The sequence below is a fragment of the Nocardia blacklockiae genome, from assembly GCF_015477355.1.
GTDB lineage: Bacteria > Actinomycetota > Actinomycetes > Mycobacteriales > Mycobacteriaceae > Nocardia > Nocardia blacklockiae.
Genome location: NZ_JADLRJ010000015.1, coordinates 110167 through 132248 on the forward strand (window position 1 = coordinate 110167; position 22082 = coordinate 132248).

Sequence of the window (22082 nt, forward strand, 5' to 3'; positions counted from 1 at the left end):
CGCGCTCAGCGGGTGGGCAGCGCGCCGCCGAGGCCGCCCACGTCGGTGATCTGCCAGCCGTGGGCGCTGTCGACGGTGACGTCGTAGGTGACCGTCATCCGCCCGCCGTCGGGGTTCTGGGCGTTGGTCGAGGTGACGTCGACGAACACGTCGACCTTGTACACGCCGCCGGTCTTCGAGATCACCTTCGCGGCGAGGGGCGCGGCCGTGGAGGTCCATTTCAGCGGGAGCAGGATCTCCTCGAGTTTCGGTGCGGTGGCGTCGAACTTGCTCGCCAGCTGCGGGCTGGTGTTGGCCTTCAGCTTGCTCACCCAGGCGGCGACGTTCTGGTGATCGATGGTCGACGCGCCGACGGCGTAGTCGGTGGCGACCTGCTCGGCGTGCCGATCGCCGTCCGCGGTCGCGCGCTGTTCCGCGAGATCGCCACGCGCCGAATACCATCCGAAACACGCGACGGCCAGCGCGGCGACCAGGACGAGCAGCCCGGCCGAACGCGCCAGGGCGGGTACCGATATCGACACGGTCCGCCCGCGCACCGGAATCTTTTCCCGCACAACGGAATCTTCCGCCGCTGGAGCAGCGGCGGACGGCTCGGGAGTCGCGGCGGGGGTGGGGGTTTCGCGGGTCATGGCCTTCCTTCGGGCTACTTCACGGTGAGCTGCAGGTGGATGGCGCCGTCGCCGGGGCCGGTCGCGGCCAGGGCGCTGGAGATCAGGCCGGAGAGGTCGATGCGGGGGACCACCGCGACGAGCGTGTCGACCAGTGGTTTCAGGATCGGCGCGAGCGGTGCGAGGTCGGGCCCGATCTCCTGGATCCAGCGGCCGAGGCGATCCACGAACGGCACGAGTCCGTTGTCCTCCACATACATTCGCGGCGCGTCGCCGGTGCGGAACAGGCGGCCGATGGCCTCGGCGATGTCGTCGACGCGGTGCCCGAAATCGATGAACGGCGGGGCGGCGGCGCTCATCGCGGGCCCGGCCTGGTCCATGCGGGGTGCGATGCCCTGCAGGTCGGCGAGCAGGCCGCCGATCGCGGGGGAGCGGCCGGCGAGCGCGGCGGCGAGCAGGTCCGTCGAACGGGACAGTTCCGGGACGACGGTCTCGGTGCCGGTCAGTGCCGTGCTGAAGGTGTCGACCAGCGCGTTGGCGGCGGCCGGATCTATCTGTCCCAGTAGGCGGGTCGCGAGCCGGGCGAGCTCGGGGATCGACAGCGGCGGCCGGACCAGCGCGGTGTCGACCGTCTGGCCGTTCTCCAGGTAGCGCCCGCCGTCGCGCCGCGGCGCGAATTCGACGTAGGGCTCGCCGAGCCACGACAGGTTCTCGATGGTGACGACGCTGTCGGCGGGCACCCGGTACGGCGACCGGATGTCCATGACGACCGCCACCCCGGCGTCGGTGGTGTCCACGTCGGCGATCTCGCCGACTTCGATGCCGGTCAGCAGCACCGGCGAGCCGGCCCCGAGACTGCCGGAGTCGGGCAGGCGCAGGGTGACGGTGGTGTGGTGCGCGAACGGATCCGCCCGCACCACACCGAACGCCAGATAGGCCGAGCCGAGCACCGAGACCGCGGCGATGGCCCCCAGCGACAGCAGCGAGCGCGGCGTCATCGCACGACTCCGATCATGCGCAGGGTGCGCAGGATCCGCTCGGTCTGCTCGTCGGCGTCGGGCGGCGGCCCCTGCTCGGGGGTGACCGCGACGCGCCGCAGGTTCACCTTCGGCCCGTGCTCGACGAACGGGATAACCTTGTCGCGGATCAGCGCGACGAGCATGTTGAGATTCGACGGCGCGTCCAGATCGAGCGGCCGCGCGGTGAAGGCCAGCGGCACGAACGCGCGCGCCGCGGCGTCGGCGGATTCGGCCAGCGGCGTGAGCCAGACGACCGCGTGGGCGATCGGTGCCATCGCGCCGAGCACGCCGACGACGCCCACGATGGACGCCACCGCCGCCGAAACCTGTTCGACCGCAGGCTCTCCCAGCAGTTCGGCCAGGGTGTCGCCGCGCCGGTTGACCACGTCGGCGTCTGTGCCGAAGCCGTTGAGCAGCAGGTCGACCTGGTCGAGATTGCGGGCGAGGTCCTCGGCGTCCGCGCCGAGCACCTGGAAGATGTGCGCGGTCTCGGCCGGGTCCTCGGGCAGTACGCCGTTGAGCTGGGTCACCATGTCCTGCAGGTGGTTCACGGCGCCGCCCTGCACGAATGTCGCGATGCCCGCCAGGGTGTCCTCGACGCGCACCGCGGGCCGGGTCTGCCGGGCCGGGATGGTGTCGCCGTCGCGCAGCAGCCGCCCGAAGCCGTCCGGCGGCGTGGTGAGCGCGATGTGCAGGTCGCCGAGCAGCGTGTTCTGCCGCATGGCCGCCGTGGTGGTCGCGGGCAGCGCGACCGCGTCGTCGATCTCGGCCTCGACCACGACGTGATCGGCCCCCGCCGCCCGATCCCGCGGCGCGAGTTCGACTTTCGTCACCACGCCGATCTGCGCACCGTTCGCGACCACCTTCGCGCGCGACGGCAGGTTCAGCACATCGGTGAACTCGATCCGAATGTGGTAGGCGGGCCCCGCCACACCCGCCCCCGGCACCGGCAGCGTGGCCGGGTCGAAAGCGCATCCGCCGCAGACCAACCCGGTGGCCGTCACGAGAGCGGCGATCGCCGCGCGCCGCTTCATCGCGCACCTGCCAGGGCGAGAACGGTGCGGGCGAGGTCGAGGTGGGCGATGCCGTCCTTGCCGGTGCAATGACCCGGTAGTAAGGGTTCGACTGCGGCACAGAGTCTTTCGGCGTCCGGAGTGGGGACGGCGACGCGCGGCGGGGCGTAGGTGAGGCCGGGTGCGCCGGTGCGGGGGTTCAGGACCTCGGCGAACGCGCCCGTGATGACCGGCAGCATGTCGAGGATCTGGCGCAAGGTCGCGACGCCCGCGCCGACCAGGTGCAGCAACGGCACGCTCGCGTCCAGCAGCAGGAAGATCGGGTCGCCGAACATGGTGGTGATGTCGTTGAGCATCGGCAGCACGCGGCGGAAACTGTCGATGATGCCGACGGTTTCGCTGAACAGCTCGTCGTTCACCTGGTGCAGCACCGTCTCCAGGCGCAGCACCATGGCGTCGATGCTGTCCCAGTGCGCGGCGACGCTCTCGGCGAGCGCCGCCAGGCTGTCCACGACGCCCGCGAGGTGACCGATGGCGGCATCGGGATGATCCAGTGCCGCACCGAGTTTGCCGACGATGGCGTTGAGCTGCGGTCCCGTGCCCGAGGTCGCCGCGTTCAGCTGTGTCACCAGCCGCCCGATCGCGTCGTCGGAACCCGCTGCGGGACCGAGCAATTGCCGCGACAGCTCGGCCACCGCGCGCAGCGTCTCGGTGAGACTCTTGGGCGTCAGGGTTTTGGTGAGGCAGCGGGCGGGATCCCAGGTGTCACGCACCGTCCCGCTGTGTAATACGGCGAGATCGCGGTCGGTGGTGATGTTGCGCGACACGGTGGTGGCCGAGGCGTCGGCGAGTACCGGGTGCTCGGCGTCGACACTGAAATCGACTCGCACCCGGTCGTTCTCGGGCCGCACCGAGGTGACGGTGCCGACCGTGATGCCGCGCATGGTGACGTGGTTACCGGCGTAGAGCCCGATGCCGTCGGCCATGATGGCGCAGTACGACACGGTCCGGCGCAGCGGATCGGCCGCCACCACGTACCCGAGCGCGGCGAGCAGCACCAGCACGAGCGCGCCGACCACCGACATCGTCGTGCGCGACCCGGCCACCGCGCGCAGCCGCGCCGACGCCTCCCCACGCACCGGCCGCAGTCCTGGCAGCGCGCGCATCAGCAGGCCTTTCCGGGTACGGGGACACAGAATTCGCCGACCAGCGCGGCGGGATCGACCGTCTCGCCGGGCACCTCCGCGCCGGGTTCGCCGACCTGCATCCCGCCCTCCGGCAGCGCCATGTCCCGCAGCTGCCCGGCGATGCCGTGCACGGAGTCGACCAGGGGCCCGAGCCGTTCGCCGAGCGTCTCGAGTTCGTCGACGGCGTCGGCGAGCTGACGGGCCATCGGTTTCAAGGTGCCCTCCCAGGACGGTTGCAGGGCGCCGACCCGGCCGAACACCGTGCGCAACAGCCGCACCGCCACCCGCACCTCGGCCCGCTTGTCGGTGAGCATGGTCTCGAGCAGGTTTATCTTCTCGATCATGCGGCGCAGCTGGCCCTTGCCGAGATCGACGACGCCGAGATACTCCGCCGCGATCGCCAGCGCCTTCGACACGTCGGCGCGCTGCTGGTTCAGGACGTCGACGAGATGCTCCGCGCCGCCGAGCATGTCGCGAATGCTGCCGGGCGCGCCGGTGAGGGCGTCGGCGAGCGCGGACACGTTGGCGCGCAACGTCTCTCCGTCGATGCCGCGCAGCGGGGCGTCGGCGTCCTGGAAGGTCTGCATCAGGCTGTAGGGCAGCCGCACCCGATCCGCCGGAATCGCGTTGTGTCCCAGCGGCTTCGTCCCGGCGGGGAAGACCGCGACGTAGTTGCCGCCGACGAGGGTGAGCATCCGGACGTCGAGGGTGGTCTCGTCGCCGAGGAAGACGTCGGCGTCGACGGTGAACCGCATGAGCACCCGATCCGGGTGCAGCTCCAGCGATTTCACCGTGCCGACCGAGATGCCCGCGAGCCGCACCTCGTCGCCGGGCTTCACCGATTCGGCCTCCTCCAGGACGGCGAGGTAGGTGCGCTGGCCGAACGGCACCGCGTACAGCACGGCGACGGCCAGCAGCGCGAGCACCACCAGCACCGCGCCGAGCAGGCCCGTGCTCAGTTCGCGCCCGGCGGTGCCGCGCCGGGGAAGCAGCGGGCGCACCCGCGTGATCAGCGATTGCATATCGACACCCGTTGTCCGGCGATGAGTACCTCCAACGGCTGGGGCACGGCCGCGGTGCCCTTGCTGCACACCGGCGTCGAATCCGGAATGCGGTGCGGCAGCGAGGCATTGAGTGCGGCAAGCGCCGCGGGCAGCCGCCCGAGAATGTCGACGATCGCCGCCGGATCGGGGATCAGCCGCCGCAGGATGGCCTCGACGTCCGGATTGTCGTCCACGGTGAAACCCAGTGTGGCCAGCAGACTGTCGGCCGGCCGCAGCACCGGCGGCGCGGTGAGCGAGAAGTCGATCAGCCCGACGACGTTGCGCTGCAACGAATCGAAGATGTCGGCGATATTGGCGACCAGGGTGACCAGCGGCGCCGACCGGCCGCCGATCTTGTCGGAGATCTCGGACATGTTGCGTACCAGGGTGGTGATGACGTGCTGACGGTCGGTGACGTAACCGGCCAGCGCGCCGATCGCGTCGAGAGCGGGCCCGATGCCGCTGCCGTTGCCCTCGATCACCGCGAGCATGCTCTCGGTGAACCGGTTGAGCGTTTCCGGCGACAGCGTCGCCAGCACCGGCTTCAGGCCGTTGAACAGGCTGGTCACGTCGAACGAGGGCACGGTGTGCTCGGGGCCGACGGTGACGCCGGGCCCCAGCCGGGCACCGGGATCGGGCGGATGCTGGATGTCGACGTAGCGCTGCCCGATCAGGTTCTGGTAGCGGATTGCGAGCGTGCTGCGCTCGAACAGCGGCGTCGCGGTGTCGAGGCGGAACCGCACCTCGGCCCGGTTGCCGTGCAGCGCGATCGTTTCCACCTTGCCGACCTGCACGCCGCGCAGCCGCACGTCGTCGCCGGTCCGCAGGCCGTTCACGTCGGTGAACACCGCGGTGCGGGTTTCGGTGCGGCCCGCCACCGGCCGCTGGATCGCCGTCACGACGGCGGCCAGCAGGAGCACCGTCGCGACGGTGAACAGCGCCAGTCGCCAGAGCGCGCCGCGCACGGTCGTCATCGCCCGCCTCCGTTCGTCACCGGAATACCCAGCGGCACCGCGAGTGCCGGGACACCTCGCAGGTCGACCTCGGCCTGGAGCACCGGGCCGTCGGGGGTGTCGGGCATGGCCGCGCGCCAGCGGTCCAGCATCTCGCGCAGCTCCGCGCCGGAGCGCTGCGGCGCGGGCACCAGCTGCGCCAGCAGCCGCAGCACCGGCACACCGAGCTCGGTGTAGCCCGCGAACGCGGTCTCCGCCTTCGTCAAAGTCTGTGTCACAGTGGGGAACAGCTGGTCGATGACCATCGCGATACCGGCGTCGACGCGGGCCCGGTCGGTGCGCAGCGTGTCGATGCGGTACACCCGGTCCAGCACGTCGACGATCGAGTCGATGAACTGCCCGCCGCCGCCGAGGGTCGCCCCGAACCGGCCCAGCACCAGTGACGGCTGCACGTTCTGCACGTCGGTGACGGTGCGGGCGAGCACGACGACCGATTCCAGGAACGGCGTGAACGCCCGGGTCTCCGCGGCGAGTGTGGCCAGCAGCGTCGCCATCCGCGGCGTGAGCACGGCGTCACCGACCTGCGACAGGTTGCGGAGCAGGTGTCCCATGGTCGCGTCGTACACGGCGTCGGCGGCGGTCAGGTCGACCTCGGTGCCCGGCCGCAGCGGCGGCCCGCCCGGTCCGCGCCGCAGCTCGATCTCGCTGATGCCGAACAGGTTTCCCGCGGCGTAGTCCACCCGCAGGCTGGCATCCAGGCCGGGCAGCCGAAACCGGTCCAACTGTACGGTGATCCGCTGGGTGCCCCGCTCGGCCGGGCTGATCCCGGCGACGCGGCCGACCTGCACGCCGTCGAGGCGCACCGGCGTGCCCGCCACGATGCCGTCCCCGATCCGGCTGGTACGCACGGTGATTCGCAGTCCGTCGTCGCCGCGCTCGGCGCGGTACACCGCGGTCACGAACACCGCGAGCACCGCCAGCACGATCGCCGTCACTCCGACCAGCAGCGCGCGCCGGCGATCGACGGTCACTCCCGGCATGGCATAGTTCGGCATCCGCGTCACCCCGTGAAGGTCACCGCGGAGCTGACGCCCCACAGCGCGATCGACAACACCATGTCCAGCGCGATGATCGCCACCGAGCTGGCCCGCACCGCGCGGCCGGACGCGATGCCCACGCCCTCCGGCCCGCCCGTGGCGAAGAATCCGTAGTAGGAGTGCACCAGGATGACGGTGGTGGCGAAGACGGCCACCTTGATCACCGCCGCGATCACGTCGAATCCGGCCACGAACTGGAAGAAGTAGTGGTCGTAGACCCCGGCGGACTGGCCGTGCACCAGGGTGATCAGCCCGCGGCAGGACAGATACGACAGGATCAGCGCGATCAGGAAGGTCGGCACCATCGCGACCGCGCCCGCGATCACCCGCGTCGTCACCACGAACGGCACCGAGCGCAGACCGAACGCCTCGAGCGCGTCGATCTCCTCGCTGATCCGCATCGAGCCGATCTCCGCGGTCATCCGGCAGCCCGCCTGCCCGGCGAACCCGACCGCCGCCGCGATCGGCGCCAGCTCCCGGGTGATGGCGTAGGCCGACACGATCCCGGTCACCGGGCCCATGCTCAAAATGTCCAGGGTGGCAAAGGATTCGATGCCCACCGAGGCGCCCATCACCAGCCCCAGCACGATCATCATCGGCACCGTGCCGCCGCCCACGATCACCGACCCGGCGCCCCACGTCATATTCGACACCGCGCGCATCGTCTCGTCCCGGTAGCGGCGCAGGGTCAGCGGAATCGACGACAGCACTTGCCAAGTGAAGGCGAGGGCGAAGCCGATCGACTCCACCCGCCCCAGCCCGTAGCGCCGATACCACCGCGCCACCGCGGCGAAACCCCTTGGTGTGTAGGTGCTTACGGCCATCACGCCAGCCTCGTCGGGAGGAACATGGCGGTGATCTGTGTGATCACCAGGTTCACCAGCACGATCGCCACCACCGACAGCACCACCGCGGCATTCACCGCGTCGGCCACCCCGCGCGGGCCGCCGCGGGCCTCGAGTCCGCGCTGGCAGGCGATCACCACCACCAGGAACCCGAAGATCATCGCCTTCAGCAGCGAGATCCACACGTCGGTGAGCGTGGTGAACGAGCCGAAGGTGGCCCAGTAGCTACCGGGCGTGACATTCCGGCCGCCGATGGCGACCGCGTATCCGGCCAGCACGCCCACGACGATGATCAGCACGTTGAGCAGCGGCGCGACCAGCAGCATGGCCACCGTGCGCGGGATGACCAGCCGGTGCACCGGGCTGATGCCCATGGTGTTCAGCGCGTCGATCTCCTCGCGGATGGTGCGCGCGCCCAGATCGGCGGCGATCGCGGCCGCACCCGCGCCGCCGAGCAGGAACCCCGTGGCCAGCGGCGCGCCCTGCTTGATGACCCCGAGCCCGCCGGTCGCGCCGAGCAGCGAGTCCGCGCCCAGGCTGTGCACGAGATTGCCGACCTGCACCGAGACGATGACGCCGAACGGGATCGCCATCAGCACCGCCGGGATCGCGGTCACCGTCACCAGCCACCACGCCTGCAGCGCGGCCTCGCGCCACTGCAGCCGGCCGCGCAGCGTGTCGCCGAGGGCGCCGGTCACCGTTTCCTCGGCCATGCCCACAGCTCGCCCGAAGGTGCGCAGCGCCGCGATCAGGGTGTCGGAGACCGTGTCGCGCGCCACCCTGGTCAGGGAGCGGCCCGCGGTCGTCGCCCGGTTCGAATTCGTCACCGTCACAGGAGCTTCCGATTTCGTTCGCTGTCACCGAATCGGTCCCGAGCCGATCGGTCGGCTCATTGGTACGGCAGGATTCCTTTGATCATGAACGGAACCGGGCAAGGCTGGGCAGATCCCCAACGCGAACGCGGCGAACCGCCGGGAAGTCACAACGGACCGGGCCGCGCGGGTGTTTCGATCGCGCTGCGCACAACCGGTGAACACACCGGGGATCGTGGGTGATGGTGAGGCATGACTTCCACCGCTGCGCCCGCTGTGACCGATGCCGAACTGGACGCGGTCTTCGCCCCGATCTACGAGCGAATCGCCGCCGGTGCCGTCGATCGCGAGATCGACCGCACGCTGCCCTACGACGAAGTGGCCGAACTACGCGCCGCACGCCTCGGCGCGCTGCGGGTGCCCGCCGAGTTCGGCGGGTACGGCGCGAGCGTGCGGCAGCTGTTCCGGCAATTGATCGAGCTGGCCGCGGCCGAGTCGAACATCCCGCAGGCGCTGCGCGTGCACTTCTCGTTCGTGGAGGACCAGCTGCTGGCCGAGCCGGGGCCGGTGCGCGAGCGGTGGCTGCGCGCGGCGGGCGAGGGCGTGCTGGTCGGCAACGCCATCACCGAACCCGGCGTCGGAGCGGTCGGGCGCTATCAGACGCGGCTCACCCGCGACGGGGATCGCCTGCTGCTCAACGGCGTCAAGTACTACAGCACCGGATCGCTCTACGCCGATTACATCCTCGCCGCCGCCGATCGCGACGGCGAGCGGGTCGGGGTGCTGGTCGACGCGCAGGCCGCCGGGGTCCGCCAGCACGACGACTGGGACGGCTTCGGTCAGCGGCTGACCGCCAGCGGCACTACGGAGTTCACCGACGTGGTGGTCGCGGAGGACCGGGTGCTCGGGCCGGGCTACGGTGTCGCGGGCCCGACCTACGTGACGTCGTATCTGCAACTGGTGCAGCTGGCCGTTCTCGCGGGCATCGCCCAGCGCGCCGAACGCGATGCGCGCGAATGGGTCTCGCAGCGCACCCGCACCTACACCCACGCCGTGGCCGACCTGCCGCGGCACGATCCGCTGGTGCAGCAGGTGATCGGGCGGCTGTCCGCGGCCGCGTTCGGCGCCCGCGCCGCCGTGCTCGCGGTCGCCGACGTTCTCGACGAGGTGCTCAGCGGCGACGCGACGGACGAGAAGGGTTTGGTCCGCGCCGAATTGGCGGCGGCGCAGGCGCAGCTCGCCGTCATCGACACCGTGCTGCCCGCCACCAGTCAGCTGTTCGAGGTGGGCGGCGCGTCGGTGACCTCGGAGCGGCTGCGGCTGGATCGGCACTGGCGCAACGCCCGCACCGTCTCCGTGCACAACCCGGCGATCTTCAAGGCGCGCGCCATCGGCGACCACCTGCTCAACGGCGCCGACCTGCCGTTCGCCTGGAGCGCCGGCGAGCGCACCGGCGGTTCGGAGGCCGCGCGGTGACGCGACGCATCCGGTTCAACGCCTTCGACATGAACTGCGTCGCCCACCAGTCGCCCGGCCTGTGGCGGCATCCCGACGACCGGTCGCACCGGTACAAGGAGCTGAGCTACTGGACCGAACTCGCGAAGCTGTTGGAGCGCGGCCGGTTCGACGGCATCTTCATCGCCGACGTGCTCGGCACCTACGACGTCTACGGCGGCAACGACGTCGCGGCGCTGCGGCAGGGCGCGCAGATCCCGGTGGCCGATCCGCTGCTGCTGGTCTCGGCGATGGCCGCGGCGACCGAGCACCTCGGGTTCGGGATCACCACCGGCACCGGGTTCGAACACCCGTATCCGTTCGCCCGCCGCCTGTCCACGCTCGACCATCTCACCGGCGGGCGGATCGGCTGGAACGTCGTGACGGGCTATCTGCCCTCCGCCGCACGCAATTTCGGCGCGGACGACCAACTCGACCACGACGAGCGCTACAACCAGGCCGACGAGTACCTGGAGGTGCTGTACAAGCTCTGGGAAGGCTCGTGGGAGGACGACGCGGTGGTGCGCGACGCCGCCCGGGGCGTCTACGTCGATCCGGCGAAGGTGCATCACATCGGGCACCGCGGCCGCCACTACACGGTGCCGGGCATTCATCTGTCCGAGCCCTCGCCGCAGCGCACGCCGGTGATCTACCAGGCCGGGGCGTCGCCGCGCGGCGTGCGGTTCGCGGCGGAGAACGCGGAGGCGATCTTCGTCGCCGCGCCGTCGAAACGAGTGCTCGCACAGACCGTTTCGAATATCCGGGACGCGCTGGAAGCGGCGGGACGGGGCCGGTACGCCGCGCGCGTCTACGCCCTGTCCACCATCGTCACGGCGGCGACCGACGACGAGGCGCGGCGCAAGCACGAGGAGTACCTGTCCTACGCCAGCATCGAGGGCGGGCTGGTGTTCATGTCGGGCTGGATGGGAATCGACCTGTCCCGCTACGACCTCGACGACCCGATCGGTCAGGTGGAGAGTAATGCGATCCGCTCGGCGGTGGCGGCATTCCAGGAGTTCGACGACGACGGCCGGGAATGGACGGTGCGCGACATCGGGCGCTGGGCCGGGATCGGCGGCATCGGACCGGTTTTCGTCGGTTCCGGGACCACGGTCGCGGATCGGTTGCAGGAATGGGTGGCCGAGACCGACGTCGACGGATTCAACCTGGCCTACGCCGTGACGCCGGGATCGTTCGAAGACGTTGTCCGGCACGTGGTTCCGGTGCTGACCGAGCGCGGGGCCTATCCGAGCGAGTATGTCCCCGGCACCCTGCGCCACGCGCTGTTCGGCGCCGGTGACCGGCTGCCGGCCGAGCATCGCGGCGCGCGCTACCGGCTCGGCGGGCCCGGCTCCACGGTGCTGTCCGACGCCGAATCCCGGCCCGGCACAGTGGCTTCCCTCGATTCTCGCTGATCGCAATACTCCACTGTTGCCGCTTCGGACCGGAGGATTTCGTTATGACGACTCAATCCCGCTCCGAATCCACCCGCTCGGCCGCGATCATCGGCGCCGGGCAGACCGGTGTCACCGCCGCGCTCGGTCTGCTCGACGCCGGGTTCGACGTCACGGTGTACAGCGACCGCGAGCAGCGGTCGCTGCGCGACGACGTGCCCGCCACCGGCACCGCCCTGATCTTCGGCGAGGCGCAGGCCGCCGAGGCGGCCCTCGGGCTCACCAGCTACGCCGACCGCGCGCCGCTGCACAGCGGCCTCACCGTCCGGATCGCCGCGCCGGACGCCGAACTCATCGAATTCGACGGCGCCTTCGACGATTACAGCGGCATCGCCGTGGACACCCGGCTCAAGGCCGACGACCGCCTGACCGCGTTCCAGGAGCGCGGCGGGCGGTTCGTGGTCGAGGCGGTGACGCCCGAGAAGCTCGACAGCATCGCCGCCGCACACGATCTCACCCTGGTCGCCACCGGGCGCGGCGGGCTGTCGGACCTGTTCCCGGTCGACACCGCGCGCACCGTCTACGACGCGCCGCAGCGCAGCCTGCTGACGGTCACCGTCACCGGGCTCGGCTTCGACGAGAGCGTCTTCGCGCACCGCAGCCCGGCGGGCGGGGCGCGCAGCGGCTTCTCCATCCGCGCCGACCAGGGCGAGGGCTGGTGGGGCCCGTACCTGCACAAGGACGTCGGCCCCAGCTGGGCGTTCCTGGGCTGGGCGCGGCCCGGCAGCGACTGGGAGAAGCGTTTCGCCGCAGCGGATTCCCCGGAGTCGGCGCACCGCATCGTGGTCGACCTGTACCGCGACTACCTCGACTGGGACCTGCCCGAGGTGCAGGCCACGCAGGTGATCGCCGAGGACCGCCACTCCTGGCTGAAAGGCGCGGTGCGCCCGGTGTTCCGGGCCGGCCTGGGCCACACCGCCGGCGGGCATCCGGTCGCCTCGCTCGGCGACACCTCCGTCGCCTACGACCCGATCGCCGGGCAGGGCGCGCAGAGCGGCCTGATCCAGGCGCAGCGGCTGGTCGCGGCGGCCGCCACTCACACCGGACCGTTCGACGACGCGTGGATCACCGAGCAGCACAACGGTTTCCTCGCCGCGCGCGCCGAGGCCGCCGCCCACACGACCCGCCTGTTCCTCAGCGACCCGGAACTGGGCGACATCGGCAACCTGTTCTTCGCCGCGGCAGCGGTCGACCCCAAGTTCGCCTCCGCCCTCGTCGGCCTCCTGCACCGCCCCCAGCCCTTCCAGGGCATCGACACCGTCGCCGCCGCCGAGGAATACGTCGCCTCGGTCACGGGTGAGAAGGCCTCGGATCTCCTGTCCCGCTTCGAGCCCGCCGGTCGCTTCTCCCGCTCCACCTACCCCGCCGCGGCCACCGCTCGATAGGTCACGTTTTCCGCACCACCGCACTACCCCGGGTCGCCGTGGGTCTCTCGCTACCGCGCTCAGTGAGAGGCCCACGGCGCATTCGCTTCCCGTGCCGCCCAGGACGGGATGGGTATCGGCGGACGATCGTTGGGGATGCGCTGTCGAAAGTGACATAGCCCACCGCGTGGGTACTGCCGCGGCACTACTCGCATTTCGGGTGGGCGGTATCGCCATGCACGGGGAGGAGGCCGCTCACCTGGAGCGAGCGGCGGGGAGCTGTGGTGGTAACCACACGGTCGCCCGCGCGCGGATCTTCGGTGGGCGCGGTAGTTTCGGGACGGGTCCGTGCACAGTGGACCGGCGCGGCGGCGGCGCGGGCGTTCCGGCCTGCGGCGTGGCGGTGCTCCCCCTATGCTGGTCGGGTGATCGAGATGTCTACGGACACAAGCGAATTCGCGTTGCCTTCGGTTACCCGCATGTTGCTCAGCGCCGACGGGTCCACCACGTTGCTGCTGGAGGCGCTGGTCGGGCAGCCGCTGTCGCTCGACGTGCTCGACCAGCACGCGGCGGCCGCCGGTGAGCTGCCCCCGGCGGTGCGTTCGGCTCTGAACTGCGGTGCGGCGGACCGAGTGATCGTGCGACGGTCCATGCTGTTCGCCGGTGACGGCACCCGGGTCTCGGCGAATTCGGTCGTCATCGCCGGCGCGGACCGCGGCCTGGTCGACCTGCTCGCCCAGCAGCGCGTCCCCATCGGCCACAGCCTGGCCGCCGCCAAGCGACATCTGGGCCGCACCGTGCTGGCCGCCGGGCGGACCACCTGGCCCGCGGACGACGACGCCGCCGGAATCCCGTGCGCCTGCAAGGAGAGCGTGCTCCTGGATCACACCGCGAGGGCCGTGGCCTACCTGCACGAGCGTTTCAACCCGGCTTTCGTGCCCGTGGCGGCGTGCTGATGCGGGTGCTCGTGGTCGGCGCCGGAATCGGCGGCCTGACAACGGCTTTGAGCCTGCACGCGGCCGGGATCGAGGCAGTGGTGGTCGACGCCGTCCGCGAACTGCGGCCGCTGGGCGTCGGCATCAACCTGCTGCCGCACGCCACCGCGGAACTCGCCGCGCTCGGGCTCGCCGACCGCCTCGCGGAACTGGCCGTCCCGACCGCGGAGGTGGTGCACTTCGATCGGTTCGGCAACGAGATCTGGCGCGCGCCGCGCGGTGTGGCCGCCGGGCACCGGTGGCCGCAGTACTCCGTGCACCGCGGCGAGTTGCAGGCGATGCTGCTGGCCGCGGTCCGTGAACGACTCGGCCCCGGCGCGGTGCGCACCGGCCACCGGTTCGTGTCCGCCACCGAGATCCCCGGCGGCGTGCGCACCCGGCTGTGCGAGCGCGACGGCGGCGGCGTCACCGAGGTGGAGACGGATCTGCTGGTCGGGGCGGACGGCCTGCACTCGACCGTGCGCGCCCAGCTCTATCCGGGGGAGGGGCCGCCGCGCTGGAACGGCATCCGGATGTGGCGGGGCGTGGCCGTCGCGCGGCCGTTCCTGTCCGGCGCGTCGATGGCGTTCGCCGGAAGCAACCACGCCGCGAAGTTCGTGGTCTACCCGATCTCGCGCGCGTCGCGGTCGGGGCGAACGCTGCTCAACTGGGTCGCGGAGGTCCGGCTGCCCGACGGTGACGCCGAGGCGGCGGACTGGAACCGGGTGGGCCACCCGGCGGACGTGCTGCCGCACTACCGCGGCTGGCGGTTCGCGGGCGTCGACGTCGCCGAACTCGTCACCGCCAGCGACCACATCCTGGAGTACCCCATGGTGGACCGGGACCCGTTGCCGCACTGGACGATCGGCCGCATCACCCTGGTCGGCGACGCCGCCCACCCCATGTACCCGATCGGCTCCAACGGCGGTTCCCAGGCCGTGCTCGACGCCCGCGTCCTCGCCGCCGAACTCGCCCGCGCGGGCGACGCGCAGGCGGGCGCCCGCGCCTACGAGGCCGCCCGCCTGACCCCGGTCAACGAGATCGTCCTGGCCAACCGCGACATGCCCATGGACCGCATCCTCCGCGCGGTCGCCGAGCGCGCCCCCGACGGTTTCGACCGCATCGAGGACGTTCTCACCCCCGAGGAACTGGCCGCGATCGCCGAGGGCTACGGCCGCACGAGCACCGTCCGGTGAACGCGCGGCCGCATCCGCTCAATCCGCGACGAGAAACGTTCGGAATCCGCCGAATTCGCGCTGGCGGCGAATCACGTAGGTGCCCGGCGCGCACCCGGTGGCGCCGTGTTCGGGATGCATCAGATACGCGACGGCCTCGGTCGTGAACATGCCCAGCGCCAGCCCGGTGGGGTCGGCGACCTGCGTCGTCCAGCGACATGTGCCGGGTTCGGCGACGAGGCTGTGCGGGTTGCCCCCGGCCGCGCCGCGCAGCACCTCGACGCCGCCCGGCGGCACGTGACGCCAGTCCGCCTGCGGGTGCGCCGCGACCGCGTCGAGCAGGCGGATCGGGATCACGAGGAGGTCGCCCTGGGCGTGCAGGCCGTCCAGCACCGGGATCCGCAGGGATTGCTCGAGTCCTTCGAGCGCAACGGTATTCGTCATATGTCACCTCAAGTACGTTGTGCCAGTCGGGAATACTGCGCCGCGGTCAGGCCGTAGGTCCAGGCGGCCGCGGCGACGGGATCGGTGAAATGGCCCGGCACGCCGAGCCCGTAGCGGCGGCGGGTGCCGTCGCGTTCGAGCGACCCGTTGGTGACCACCAGCAGTCGCCGGTCGCGTCGCAGGTCGTACAGCAGCAGGTCGAAGGCCTGGTTGCCCGGGTCCGGCGCCGTGGCGACCAAGCGCATGCCGGCCTGCTCGACATAGTCGGGCCAGCCGAGGCGTTCGATGGCGCACCGGCGCACCTCGACATTGGGTTCGGCATCGATGGCCGCCGCGGTGGGCGCGGTGATCACCCATTCCGGCACTCGCGTGCCGTGCCAGAAGTACAGCTCCCAGCCGTCGGCGTAGCGGATCGCCGGGCCGTCGGCGCGATGCGGGCGCACCTCGTCGCGGTCGCCTGCCGGTTCGGTGTGCAGTGCCACCGGACGCTCGGCGAGCACGCATTCGGTGCGGCCGGGCCACCAGTGCCCGCAGGTGCGGGCCACCGTCGCCCACAACGCCCAGGCTTGCGCGTCCGGGCCGCCCCGGTGCGCGGCCCAGTCCGCCCACACCCAGTACCAGCCGCGCGACCGATGCCAGCCCGCCGACGTACTCCAGCCGTCGTGCGCGGCGGTGAGCACCGGTTGCGCGCACTGCGCCCAGGCCCGCGACATCGGCGCCGACACCCACTGGTCGAACAGCCGCCTATCGAGGGGGTCGGCCGTGCACACGTCGACGCACAGGGCCGAAAGACGTTGCAGTACCGGGCAATCCGACATATCCCAGCTGTGTACCGGCTTGCGTTCGACCCGGCCCGGTGTGCCGGTGTGCAACGCGGTGAACGGTGACGACGCCCAGCGGAAGCGCGGCGGGCTCAGCCCGGCCAGGCGGTAGAGTTCGCGGATCGCGGCCTCGGCGGCCGGTCGATCGGCGGGAGTGGTGGACAGCAGCCACCGGAGACGTTCTCGACGGATGTGCGCAGCTTCCCGCTGCCCGAATGCACTCACCGGATGACGGTGGTGTGGTCCTTTCCAACGAACATGACGGATATCGTGACAGCTCGGGCGCGGCCGGGCAACCGTGCCGCGGTCACCGGCGCTCGGCGATCTCGCGGCCGACGGTTGCGATGGCGGTGAGGCCGGCGGCGATCAGCGGGTGGGTGGCGGCGCCGCGGCGGACGGTGCCGATGATGGTGCGGGCCGGTCTGGGGCTGCCGTGCAAGGGGATTCGGGTGACCGTGTGTTCGTCGGGGATCGGCACCAGCCGGGGGAGCAGGCAGACGCCGAGGCCGTGGGCGACCGCCGACGAGACGGCGAACCACTCCTTCACGTGGTGCGCGACGCGCGGGGTGAAACCCGCGGTGGCACAGGCGGACAGGACCACGTCGTAGGTGTCGCCGCCGGGGAAGTCGAGGATCCACGGTTCGGCGGCGGCGTCCAGCAGCGTGACCGACTTCCGTTGTGCCAGCGGGTGTTCCGCGGGCACCAGCAGGTCCTGTACGTCGTCGAGCAGCACGTGCTGTTCGAAGCGCGGGTCGTCGACGGGAGGCGTTGTGGCCGTGGGGAATCCGACAGTGATGTCCGCCGCGCCGGCGAGCAGGAGCTGGAACGCCTCGGTGCTCTCCATCTCGTCCACGGTCGCCACCACCCGGGGGTGGCGGTCGCGCAGGCGTCGCACGGCGGGCACGACGAGCGCGGCGATGGCCGAGGACACGCCGGTGAAACGCAGTGTGCCTGCGGGTTCGTCGCCGCGCGCGGCGATGTCGGCGCGGGCAAGCTCCCATTGCTCGCTGAGGATGTCGGCGTGGCGGAGCAGTTCGAGCGCCGCCGGGGTCAGCCGCACCCCGCGGCCTTCGGGCTGTAGTAGGTCCACACCGAGTTCGCTTGCCAGCGAACGGATCTGCTGCGACACGGCGGACGGCGTGACATACAGCGCGGCGGCGGTGGCCGTGACGGTCCCGCGATCGGCGAGCACGCGGAGCACCTGTAAGCGTCGTAGGTCGATCATGTAGGTAATTCTGCACAATATGTGACGGAGATCGGTGGTGGATCTGCACGGCGGGAGTCGAGAGGCTGGTTTCATGGTTCCGGCTCCACTGTTCGTCCTGGCCGCCGCGCTCGCCACGCAGACCGGCCAGGCCTTCGGCAAGCAGTTGTTCGCGCGGGTGGACCCGCCCGGCGTGGTCGCGCTGCGGGTCGGGATCGCCGCCCTCGCGCTTGTGGTGCTGTACCGGCCGCGCCGGTGGCCGCGCGGTCGGCGACTGGGCACCGTCGTGGCGCTGGGCGCGGCGATCGCGGGGATGAACCTCATCTATCCTGCGCTGCACTATCTTCCGCTGGGCGTGGCGGGCACCCTGCAACTGCTCGGCCCGCTGACCGTGGCGCTCGCGGGATCGCGCAGACCGGCCGATGTCGCGGTCGTCGCGTTGGCCGTCACGGGCCTGGTGCTCGTCCGCGACCCGGCCTCGGGTGCGCTGGCCTGGCAGGGCATCACGCTGGCGCTGCTGTCGGCCGCTTCGATGGGCACGTATCTGCTGCTGTCCCGGCGCGTCGGAGCGGACGCGGACAGCCGAGCCGGGCTCGCGCTCGGCGTGGCGGTCGCGGCACTGTTCTGGGTGCCGGTCGGTGTGGCGGACAGCGGCTCGGACCTGGCCGCGCCGGGCGTCCTGGTGGCGGGCTGCGCGGTGGCGCTGCTGTCGGCCGTCGTCCCGTATTCGCTGGAACTCGCGGCGCTGCAACGGCTTCCGGCCGGTGTCGTCGGTACGCTGCTCACGCTCGAACCCGTGGTCGCCGCGGGCACGGGGTGGCTCGTACTGCACGAGGAGCTGTCCGCGCGGCGCTGGCTCGGCATCGGGTGTATCTGCGCGGCCGCCGCCGGGGTCACCCTGGCGACCGGCCGCCGGTCCCGGGATCGGATCGGACCGATTCAAACCCTGGTTCCCGACCGGGAGCGGTGTTGAAGTGTGGGGCACACCGGGCGCTCGGTTGCCGCGCCCGGTGTCCGCCAACCTCTCGATCACAACCGCCTGGAGCAGCAATGACGACCGAGAACATCGCCGAGCAGGTGCGGTTCGCCTACTGGGTGCCCAACGTCAGCGGAGGGCTCGTCACCAGCGACATCGAGCAGCGCACGAGCTGGGATTTCGAGTACAACAAGAAGCTCGCGCAGACCGCCGAACGCAACGGTTTCGACTACGCGCTGTCCCAGGTGCGCTACACCGCCTCCTACGGCGCCGAGTTCCAGCACGAGTCCACCTCGTTCAGCCTGGCGCTGCTGGGCGCGACCGAGCGGCTGAAGGTCATCGCGGCCGTGCATCCGGGGCTGTGGCATCCGGCGGTGCTGGCCAAGTTCGGGGCCACCGCCGACCATCTCTCCGGCGGGCGTTTCGCGATCAACGTGGTGTCCGGCTGGTTCGCGGGGGAGTTCCAGGCCCTCGGCGAGCCGTGGCTCGAACACGACGAAAGGTACCGGCGCAGCGGCGAATTCCTCGAGGTGATCCGCAAGATCTGGACCGAGGACGCGGTGAACTACGGCGGCGACTTCTACCGGATCCGCGACTTCACCCTCAAGCCCAAGCCGCTCAACACCCCCGAGCGGCCCAATCCCGAACTGTTCCAAGGCGGTAACTCCACCGCCGCGCGGCGCAACGGCGGCCGCTACGCCGACTGGTACTTCTCCAACGGCAAGGACTTCGACGGCGTCACCGAGCAGCTGGACGATCTGCGCGAGGTCGCCCGCGCCCACGACCGCGAGGTGAAGTTCGGGCTGAACGGCTTCATCATCGCCCGCGACACCGAGAAGGAGGCGCGCGACACCCTCCGCGAGATCATCGAGAAGGCCAATCGCCCTGCGGTGGAAGGCTTCCGGGACGCGGTGCAGCAGGCGGGCGCGTCGACCAAGGACCGCACGGGCATGTGGGCCGACTCCACCTTCGAGGATCTGGTCCAGTACAACGACGGCTTCCGCACGCAGCTCATCGGCACCCCGGAACAGATCGCCGAGCGCATCGTCGCCTACCGCGACCTCGGCGTGGACCTGATCCTCGGCGGCTTCCTGCACTTCCAGGAGGAGATCGAGTACTTCGGCGCCAAGGTGCTGCCGCTGGTCCGCGAACTGGAGGCCGCCCGCACTCCCGCCGCGGCCGCGAGCCGATGACCGCGGTCGCCGCCGAGCGCATCGAGTCGGCCGCGCACGCCCACGCGGTGGCGCGGCGGCTGGCGGCGGATTTCGCGACCGGCGCCGCCCGCCGTGACCGCGAACGTGCACTGCCGCACCGGGAAATCGAGCGGCTGGCGGCCAGCGGGCTGCTCGCGGTGACGGTGCCGGCCGAGTTCGGCGGCGCGGACCTGGCGCCGAGCGCCGTCGCCGAGGTGGTGCGGATCCTGGCGACCGCCGACCCGAACATCGCCCAGATTCCGCACAGCCACTTCGTGTACGTGAACCTGTTGCGGCTGGCGGGATCTCGGGAGCAGCGGCGGCGGTATCTGGGGCAGGTGCTGGGCGGCGGGACCATCGCCAACGCGCAGTCGGAGCGCACCAGCGCCACCGTCGCCGAGATCGGCACCACGGTGCGCCCGGACGGTAACCGCTTCCGCGTCGACGGCGTCAAATACTATTGCACCGGTTCGCTTTTCGCCGATGTGCTGGCGGTGCTGACCCGGCTCGACGACCCTGGCGAGCAGAGCGGCTTGGCGCCGGGGGAGTACGTCGCCTACCTGCCCGCCGAGTCGCCGGGGGTGCGGATCGTCGACGACTGGAACGGCATCGGGCAGCGCACCACCGGCAGCGGGACGGTGTCGTTCGACGGCGTGCTGGTGGATCGCGATCAGCTGGTCGCCCGTTCGGCGGCTGTGCGCGCCCCGACCGGCTACGGCGCGTTCGCGCAACTGCTGCACGCGGCCATCGACACCGGCATCGCCCGCGGAGCCCTCACCGCCGCAACAGATTTCGTTCGCACCAGCAGTCGCCCGTGGTTCGAGGCGAACGTCGACCGCGCCATCGACGACCCCTTGCTGATCCAGCGCTTCGGCGAACTCGCGGTCTCCGTCGCCACCGCCGAAGCGGTTTTGACCGCCGCCTCCACCGCGGTCGACGCGGCGGTGGGTTCGCCTGTTACGGCTCGCACCGTGTCGCCCGTCGACCCGGCACCCGCTGGTCTCGAAGCGAACGATGCGCCGGGAACAGCGTCCGAGGACCCGGTGGCAGCCGCCTCACTGGCGGTCGCGGCGGCGAAGATCGTCGCCGACCGAGCCGCCAACGAGGTCTCCGCCGCCCTCTTCGAGGTCTCCGGAACCCGCAGCGCCGCAGCCGATCTCAACCTCCACCACTTCTGGCGCAACGCCCGCACCCACACCCTCCACGACCCCGTCCGCTGGAAATACCACCACCTCGGCAAGTCCCTACTCCACGACACCCCACCCCCACTACACGGCGTGATCTGAGCCCACCCGCCCAACACCGTCACGCCCCCACCACGTCAACCCGAACGCCCCTCGCGTCATCCGAGCGTCGCCACCCCGAACGCCCCTCCCGTCATCCGAGCGTCGCCACCCCCCGGCTCCCGTCATCCCGGCACGTTTTTGGCCGGGATCCACCCCGCCCTCACCCCCGCCCGTGCCGCGACTCGTACGCCGCCCGCTCGGCCTCCGCCCGCCGCCGCTGGCGGATGTCGGCGAGTTCGGGGTCCAGACCGTGCTTGATGAGGCGGTGGCGGCGGTAGACGTACATGAGGGCGACGGTGAAGTAGATCAGCGGGATGTAGAGCAGCGCCATCATGGACAGGCCGATCCACAGCGGGCCGGGGACCAGCAGGAACAGGCACAGGACGGGGATCACGGGGACCAGGAAGCGCAGCAGGTAGCGCCGGGCCGCGCCCGCCCCGGTGAGGTCCTCGAGCACCCACTCCCGCATCGAGTCCGGCAGTGTCGCGCCGCAGATGTAGCGCAGGCGCTGGATCGGGTCGGGGGTCTGCCCACTCATGTGTCTCTCCTGGTCTCGGGGGCGGCGTGGGCCGCGCGGGCGGCCTCGTTCACGCGGGTGAGGACGTCGCGCAGTTCCTCCAGATCGGCCAGGCTCACGCCGAGCCGCTCCACGACGGCGGGCGGGATTCGCTCGGCCCGGCGGCGCAGCGCGCGCCCGGCGGCGGTGAGGTCGATCAGCAGGTTGCGTTCGTCGCGCGGATCCCGGCGGCGGGTGATGAGCCCGGCCGACTCCAGCCGCTTGAGCAGCGGCGAGAGCGTCGCGGAATCCAACTGGACCGCTTCGGCGATGGCGCGCACCGACATCGGCGACTCGCCCCACAGCGCCAGCATGACCAGATACTGCGGATGGGTCAGCCCCATCGGCTCCAGCAGCGGCCGATACACCGCCAGCACCGACCGATTGGCGACCGCCAGCGCGAAGCACACCTGCCGGTCCAGCCGCAGCGGATCGTCCTCGTCGCTCACCGGTCACCTCTCGAAGTCGTCACCCGGCAAAGCTTAGTCCGGCAATAGTTAGTGCACAAACTATTAGGGCGAGAGTCGTGCCACACCCGGGTTCCGATCAAGGGGAGGACAAACC

At 71.2% G+C, this 22082-nt stretch carries 22 protein-coding genes; 8 read left to right on the forward strand and 14 right to left on the reverse strand.

Translation table 11 applies throughout. The features are described from left to right. Positions 1-5: 5 nt before the first annotated feature. From IU476_RS31180 to IU476_RS31220, 9 genes are read right to left on the reverse strand one after another with little or no spacing between them, the layout of a single operon-like run. Positions 6-629: a hypothetical protein gene (locus tag IU476_RS31180; protein WP_228824594.1), complete on the reverse strand. Its 624-nt coding sequence runs from the start codon at positions 627-629 to the stop codon at positions 6-8. A 14-nt stretch (positions 630-643) separates the two neighbouring features. After that, complete coding sequence (locus IU476_RS31185; protein ID WP_195105887.1) at positions 644-1606, reverse strand: MlaD family protein; 963 nt, start codon at positions 1604-1606, stop codon at positions 644-646. Beyond that, entirely contained in the window at positions 1603-2661 is a 1059-nt protein-coding gene (locus IU476_RS31190; RefSeq protein WP_195105888.1) for an MlaD family protein, read from the reverse strand. The genes IU476_RS31185 and IU476_RS31190 overlap by 4 nt, the downstream gene beginning before the upstream one ends. After that, on the reverse strand, positions 2658-3806 hold the full coding sequence (locus tag IU476_RS31195; RefSeq protein ID WP_195105889.1) for an MlaD family protein: 1149 nt from the start codon (positions 3804-3806) through the stop codon (positions 2658-2660). The genes IU476_RS31190 and IU476_RS31195 overlap by 4 nt, the downstream gene beginning before the upstream one ends. Beyond that, on the reverse strand, positions 3806-4849 hold the full coding sequence (locus IU476_RS31200) for an MlaD family protein (protein ID WP_195105890.1): 1044 nt from the start codon (positions 4847-4849) through the stop codon (positions 3806-3808). Before IU476_RS31200 ends, IU476_RS31195 begins: the two co-directional genes overlap by 1 nt. Continuing rightward, positions 4837-5844: an MlaD family protein gene (locus tag IU476_RS31205; RefSeq protein ID WP_195105891.1), complete on the reverse strand. Its 1008-nt coding sequence runs from the start codon at positions 5842-5844 to the stop codon at positions 4837-4839. Before IU476_RS31205 ends, IU476_RS31200 begins: the two co-directional genes overlap by 13 nt. Further along, positions 5841-6863 carry an MlaD family protein gene (locus IU476_RS31210; protein WP_228824620.1) on the reverse strand — a complete coding sequence of 341 codons (1023 nt, stop codon included), beginning with the start codon at positions 6861-6863 and terminating at the stop codon, positions 5841-5843. The genes IU476_RS31205 and IU476_RS31210 overlap by 4 nt, the downstream gene beginning before the upstream one ends. A 20-nt stretch (positions 6864-6883) precedes the next feature. Continuing rightward, the gene (locus IU476_RS31215) at positions 6884-7744 is read right to left on the reverse strand and encodes an ABC transporter permease (protein ID WP_195105893.1); all 861 of its coding nucleotides are present in this window, start codon (positions 7742-7744) and stop codon (positions 6884-6886) included. After that, positions 7744-8478: an ABC transporter permease gene (locus IU476_RS31220; RefSeq protein WP_195105941.1), complete on the reverse strand. Its 735-nt coding sequence runs from the start codon at positions 8476-8478 to the stop codon at positions 7744-7746. The genes IU476_RS31215 and IU476_RS31220 overlap by 1 nt, the downstream gene beginning before the upstream one ends. 351 nt (positions 8479-8829) lie before the next feature. Between IU476_RS31220 and IU476_RS31225 the strand changes: the two genes are divergently transcribed. From IU476_RS31225 to IU476_RS31245, 5 genes are all read left to right on the forward strand, one after another. Continuing rightward, positions 8830-10053 carry an acyl-CoA dehydrogenase family protein gene (locus IU476_RS31225; protein WP_195105894.1) on the forward strand — a complete coding sequence of 408 codons (1224 nt, stop codon included), beginning with the start codon at positions 8830-8832 and terminating at the stop codon, positions 10051-10053. Beyond that, entirely contained in the window at positions 10050-11486 is a 1437-nt protein-coding gene (locus IU476_RS31230) for an LLM class flavin-dependent oxidoreductase (RefSeq protein ID WP_195105895.1), read from the forward strand. Before IU476_RS31225 ends, IU476_RS31230 begins: the two co-directional genes overlap by 4 nt. 44 nt (positions 11487-11530) lie before the next feature. Further along, a complete protein-coding gene (locus tag IU476_RS31235) occupies positions 11531-12910 on the forward strand; it encodes a styrene monooxygenase/indole monooxygenase family protein (RefSeq protein ID WP_195105896.1) in 1380 nt (459 codons plus the stop codon). 413 nt (positions 12911-13323) lie between these two features. Then, positions 13324-13845, forward strand: a complete 522-nt coding sequence (locus tag IU476_RS31240; protein ID WP_195105897.1) for a chorismate--pyruvate lyase family protein — start codon at positions 13324-13326, stop codon at positions 13843-13845. Then, a complete protein-coding gene (locus IU476_RS31245) occupies positions 13845-15059 on the forward strand; it encodes a flavin-dependent oxidoreductase (protein WP_195105898.1) in 1215 nt (404 codons plus the stop codon). The genes IU476_RS31240 and IU476_RS31245 overlap by 1 nt, the downstream gene beginning before the upstream one ends. Positions 15060-15077: 18 nt before the next feature. On the opposite strand, the gene IU476_RS31250 is transcribed toward IU476_RS31245, so the two are convergent. The 3 genes from IU476_RS31250 to IU476_RS31260 form a co-directional block, all read right to left on the reverse strand. Next, entirely contained in the window at positions 15078-15482 is a 405-nt protein-coding gene (locus IU476_RS31250; protein ID WP_195105899.1) for a DUF8820 family protein, read from the reverse strand. An 8-nt stretch (positions 15483-15490) separates the two neighbouring features. Then, positions 15491-16528, reverse strand: coding sequence for a DUF6745 domain-containing protein (locus tag IU476_RS31255; protein ID WP_195105946.1), 1038 nt, complete (start codon positions 16526-16528; stop codon positions 15491-15493). 82 nt (positions 16529-16610) lie between these two features. Next, complete coding sequence (locus IU476_RS31260) at positions 16611-17528, reverse strand: LysR family transcriptional regulator (protein ID WP_195105900.1); 918 nt, start codon at positions 17526-17528, stop codon at positions 16611-16613. A 73-nt stretch (positions 17529-17601) separates the two neighbouring features. Between IU476_RS31260 and IU476_RS31265 the strand changes: the two genes are divergently transcribed. The 3 genes from IU476_RS31265 (at position 17602) to IU476_RS31275 (ending at position 20962) form a co-directional block, all read left to right on the forward strand. After that, on the forward strand, positions 17602-18480 hold the full coding sequence (locus IU476_RS31265) for an EamA family transporter (protein WP_195105901.1): 879 nt from the start codon (positions 17602-17604) through the stop codon (positions 18478-18480). A gap of 77 nt (positions 18481-18557) precedes the next feature. Then, the gene (gene sfnG, locus IU476_RS31270) at positions 18558-19676 is read left to right on the forward strand and encodes a dimethylsulfone monooxygenase SfnG (RefSeq protein WP_195105902.1); all 1119 of its coding nucleotides are present in this window, start codon (positions 18558-18560) and stop codon (positions 19674-19676) included. Beyond that, the gene (locus IU476_RS31275) at positions 19673-20962 is read left to right on the forward strand and encodes an acyl-CoA dehydrogenase family protein (RefSeq protein ID WP_195105903.1); all 1290 of its coding nucleotides are present in this window, start codon (positions 19673-19675) and stop codon (positions 20960-20962) included. Before sfnG ends, IU476_RS31275 begins: the two co-directional genes overlap by 4 nt. 160 nt (positions 20963-21122) lie before the next feature. On the opposite strand, the gene IU476_RS31280 is transcribed toward IU476_RS31275, so the two are convergent. Together IU476_RS31280 and IU476_RS31285 are read right to left on the reverse strand one after the other, a co-directional pair. Then, the gene (locus IU476_RS31280; protein ID WP_195105904.1) at positions 21123-21500 is read right to left on the reverse strand and encodes a DUF5313 family protein; all 378 of its coding nucleotides are present in this window, start codon (positions 21498-21500) and stop codon (positions 21123-21125) included. After that, entirely contained in the window at positions 21497-21967 is a 471-nt protein-coding gene (locus tag IU476_RS31285; protein WP_195105905.1) for a MarR family winged helix-turn-helix transcriptional regulator, read from the reverse strand. The genes IU476_RS31280 and IU476_RS31285 overlap by 4 nt, the downstream gene beginning before the upstream one ends. Between the last annotated feature and the right edge of the window lie 115 nt (positions 21968-22082).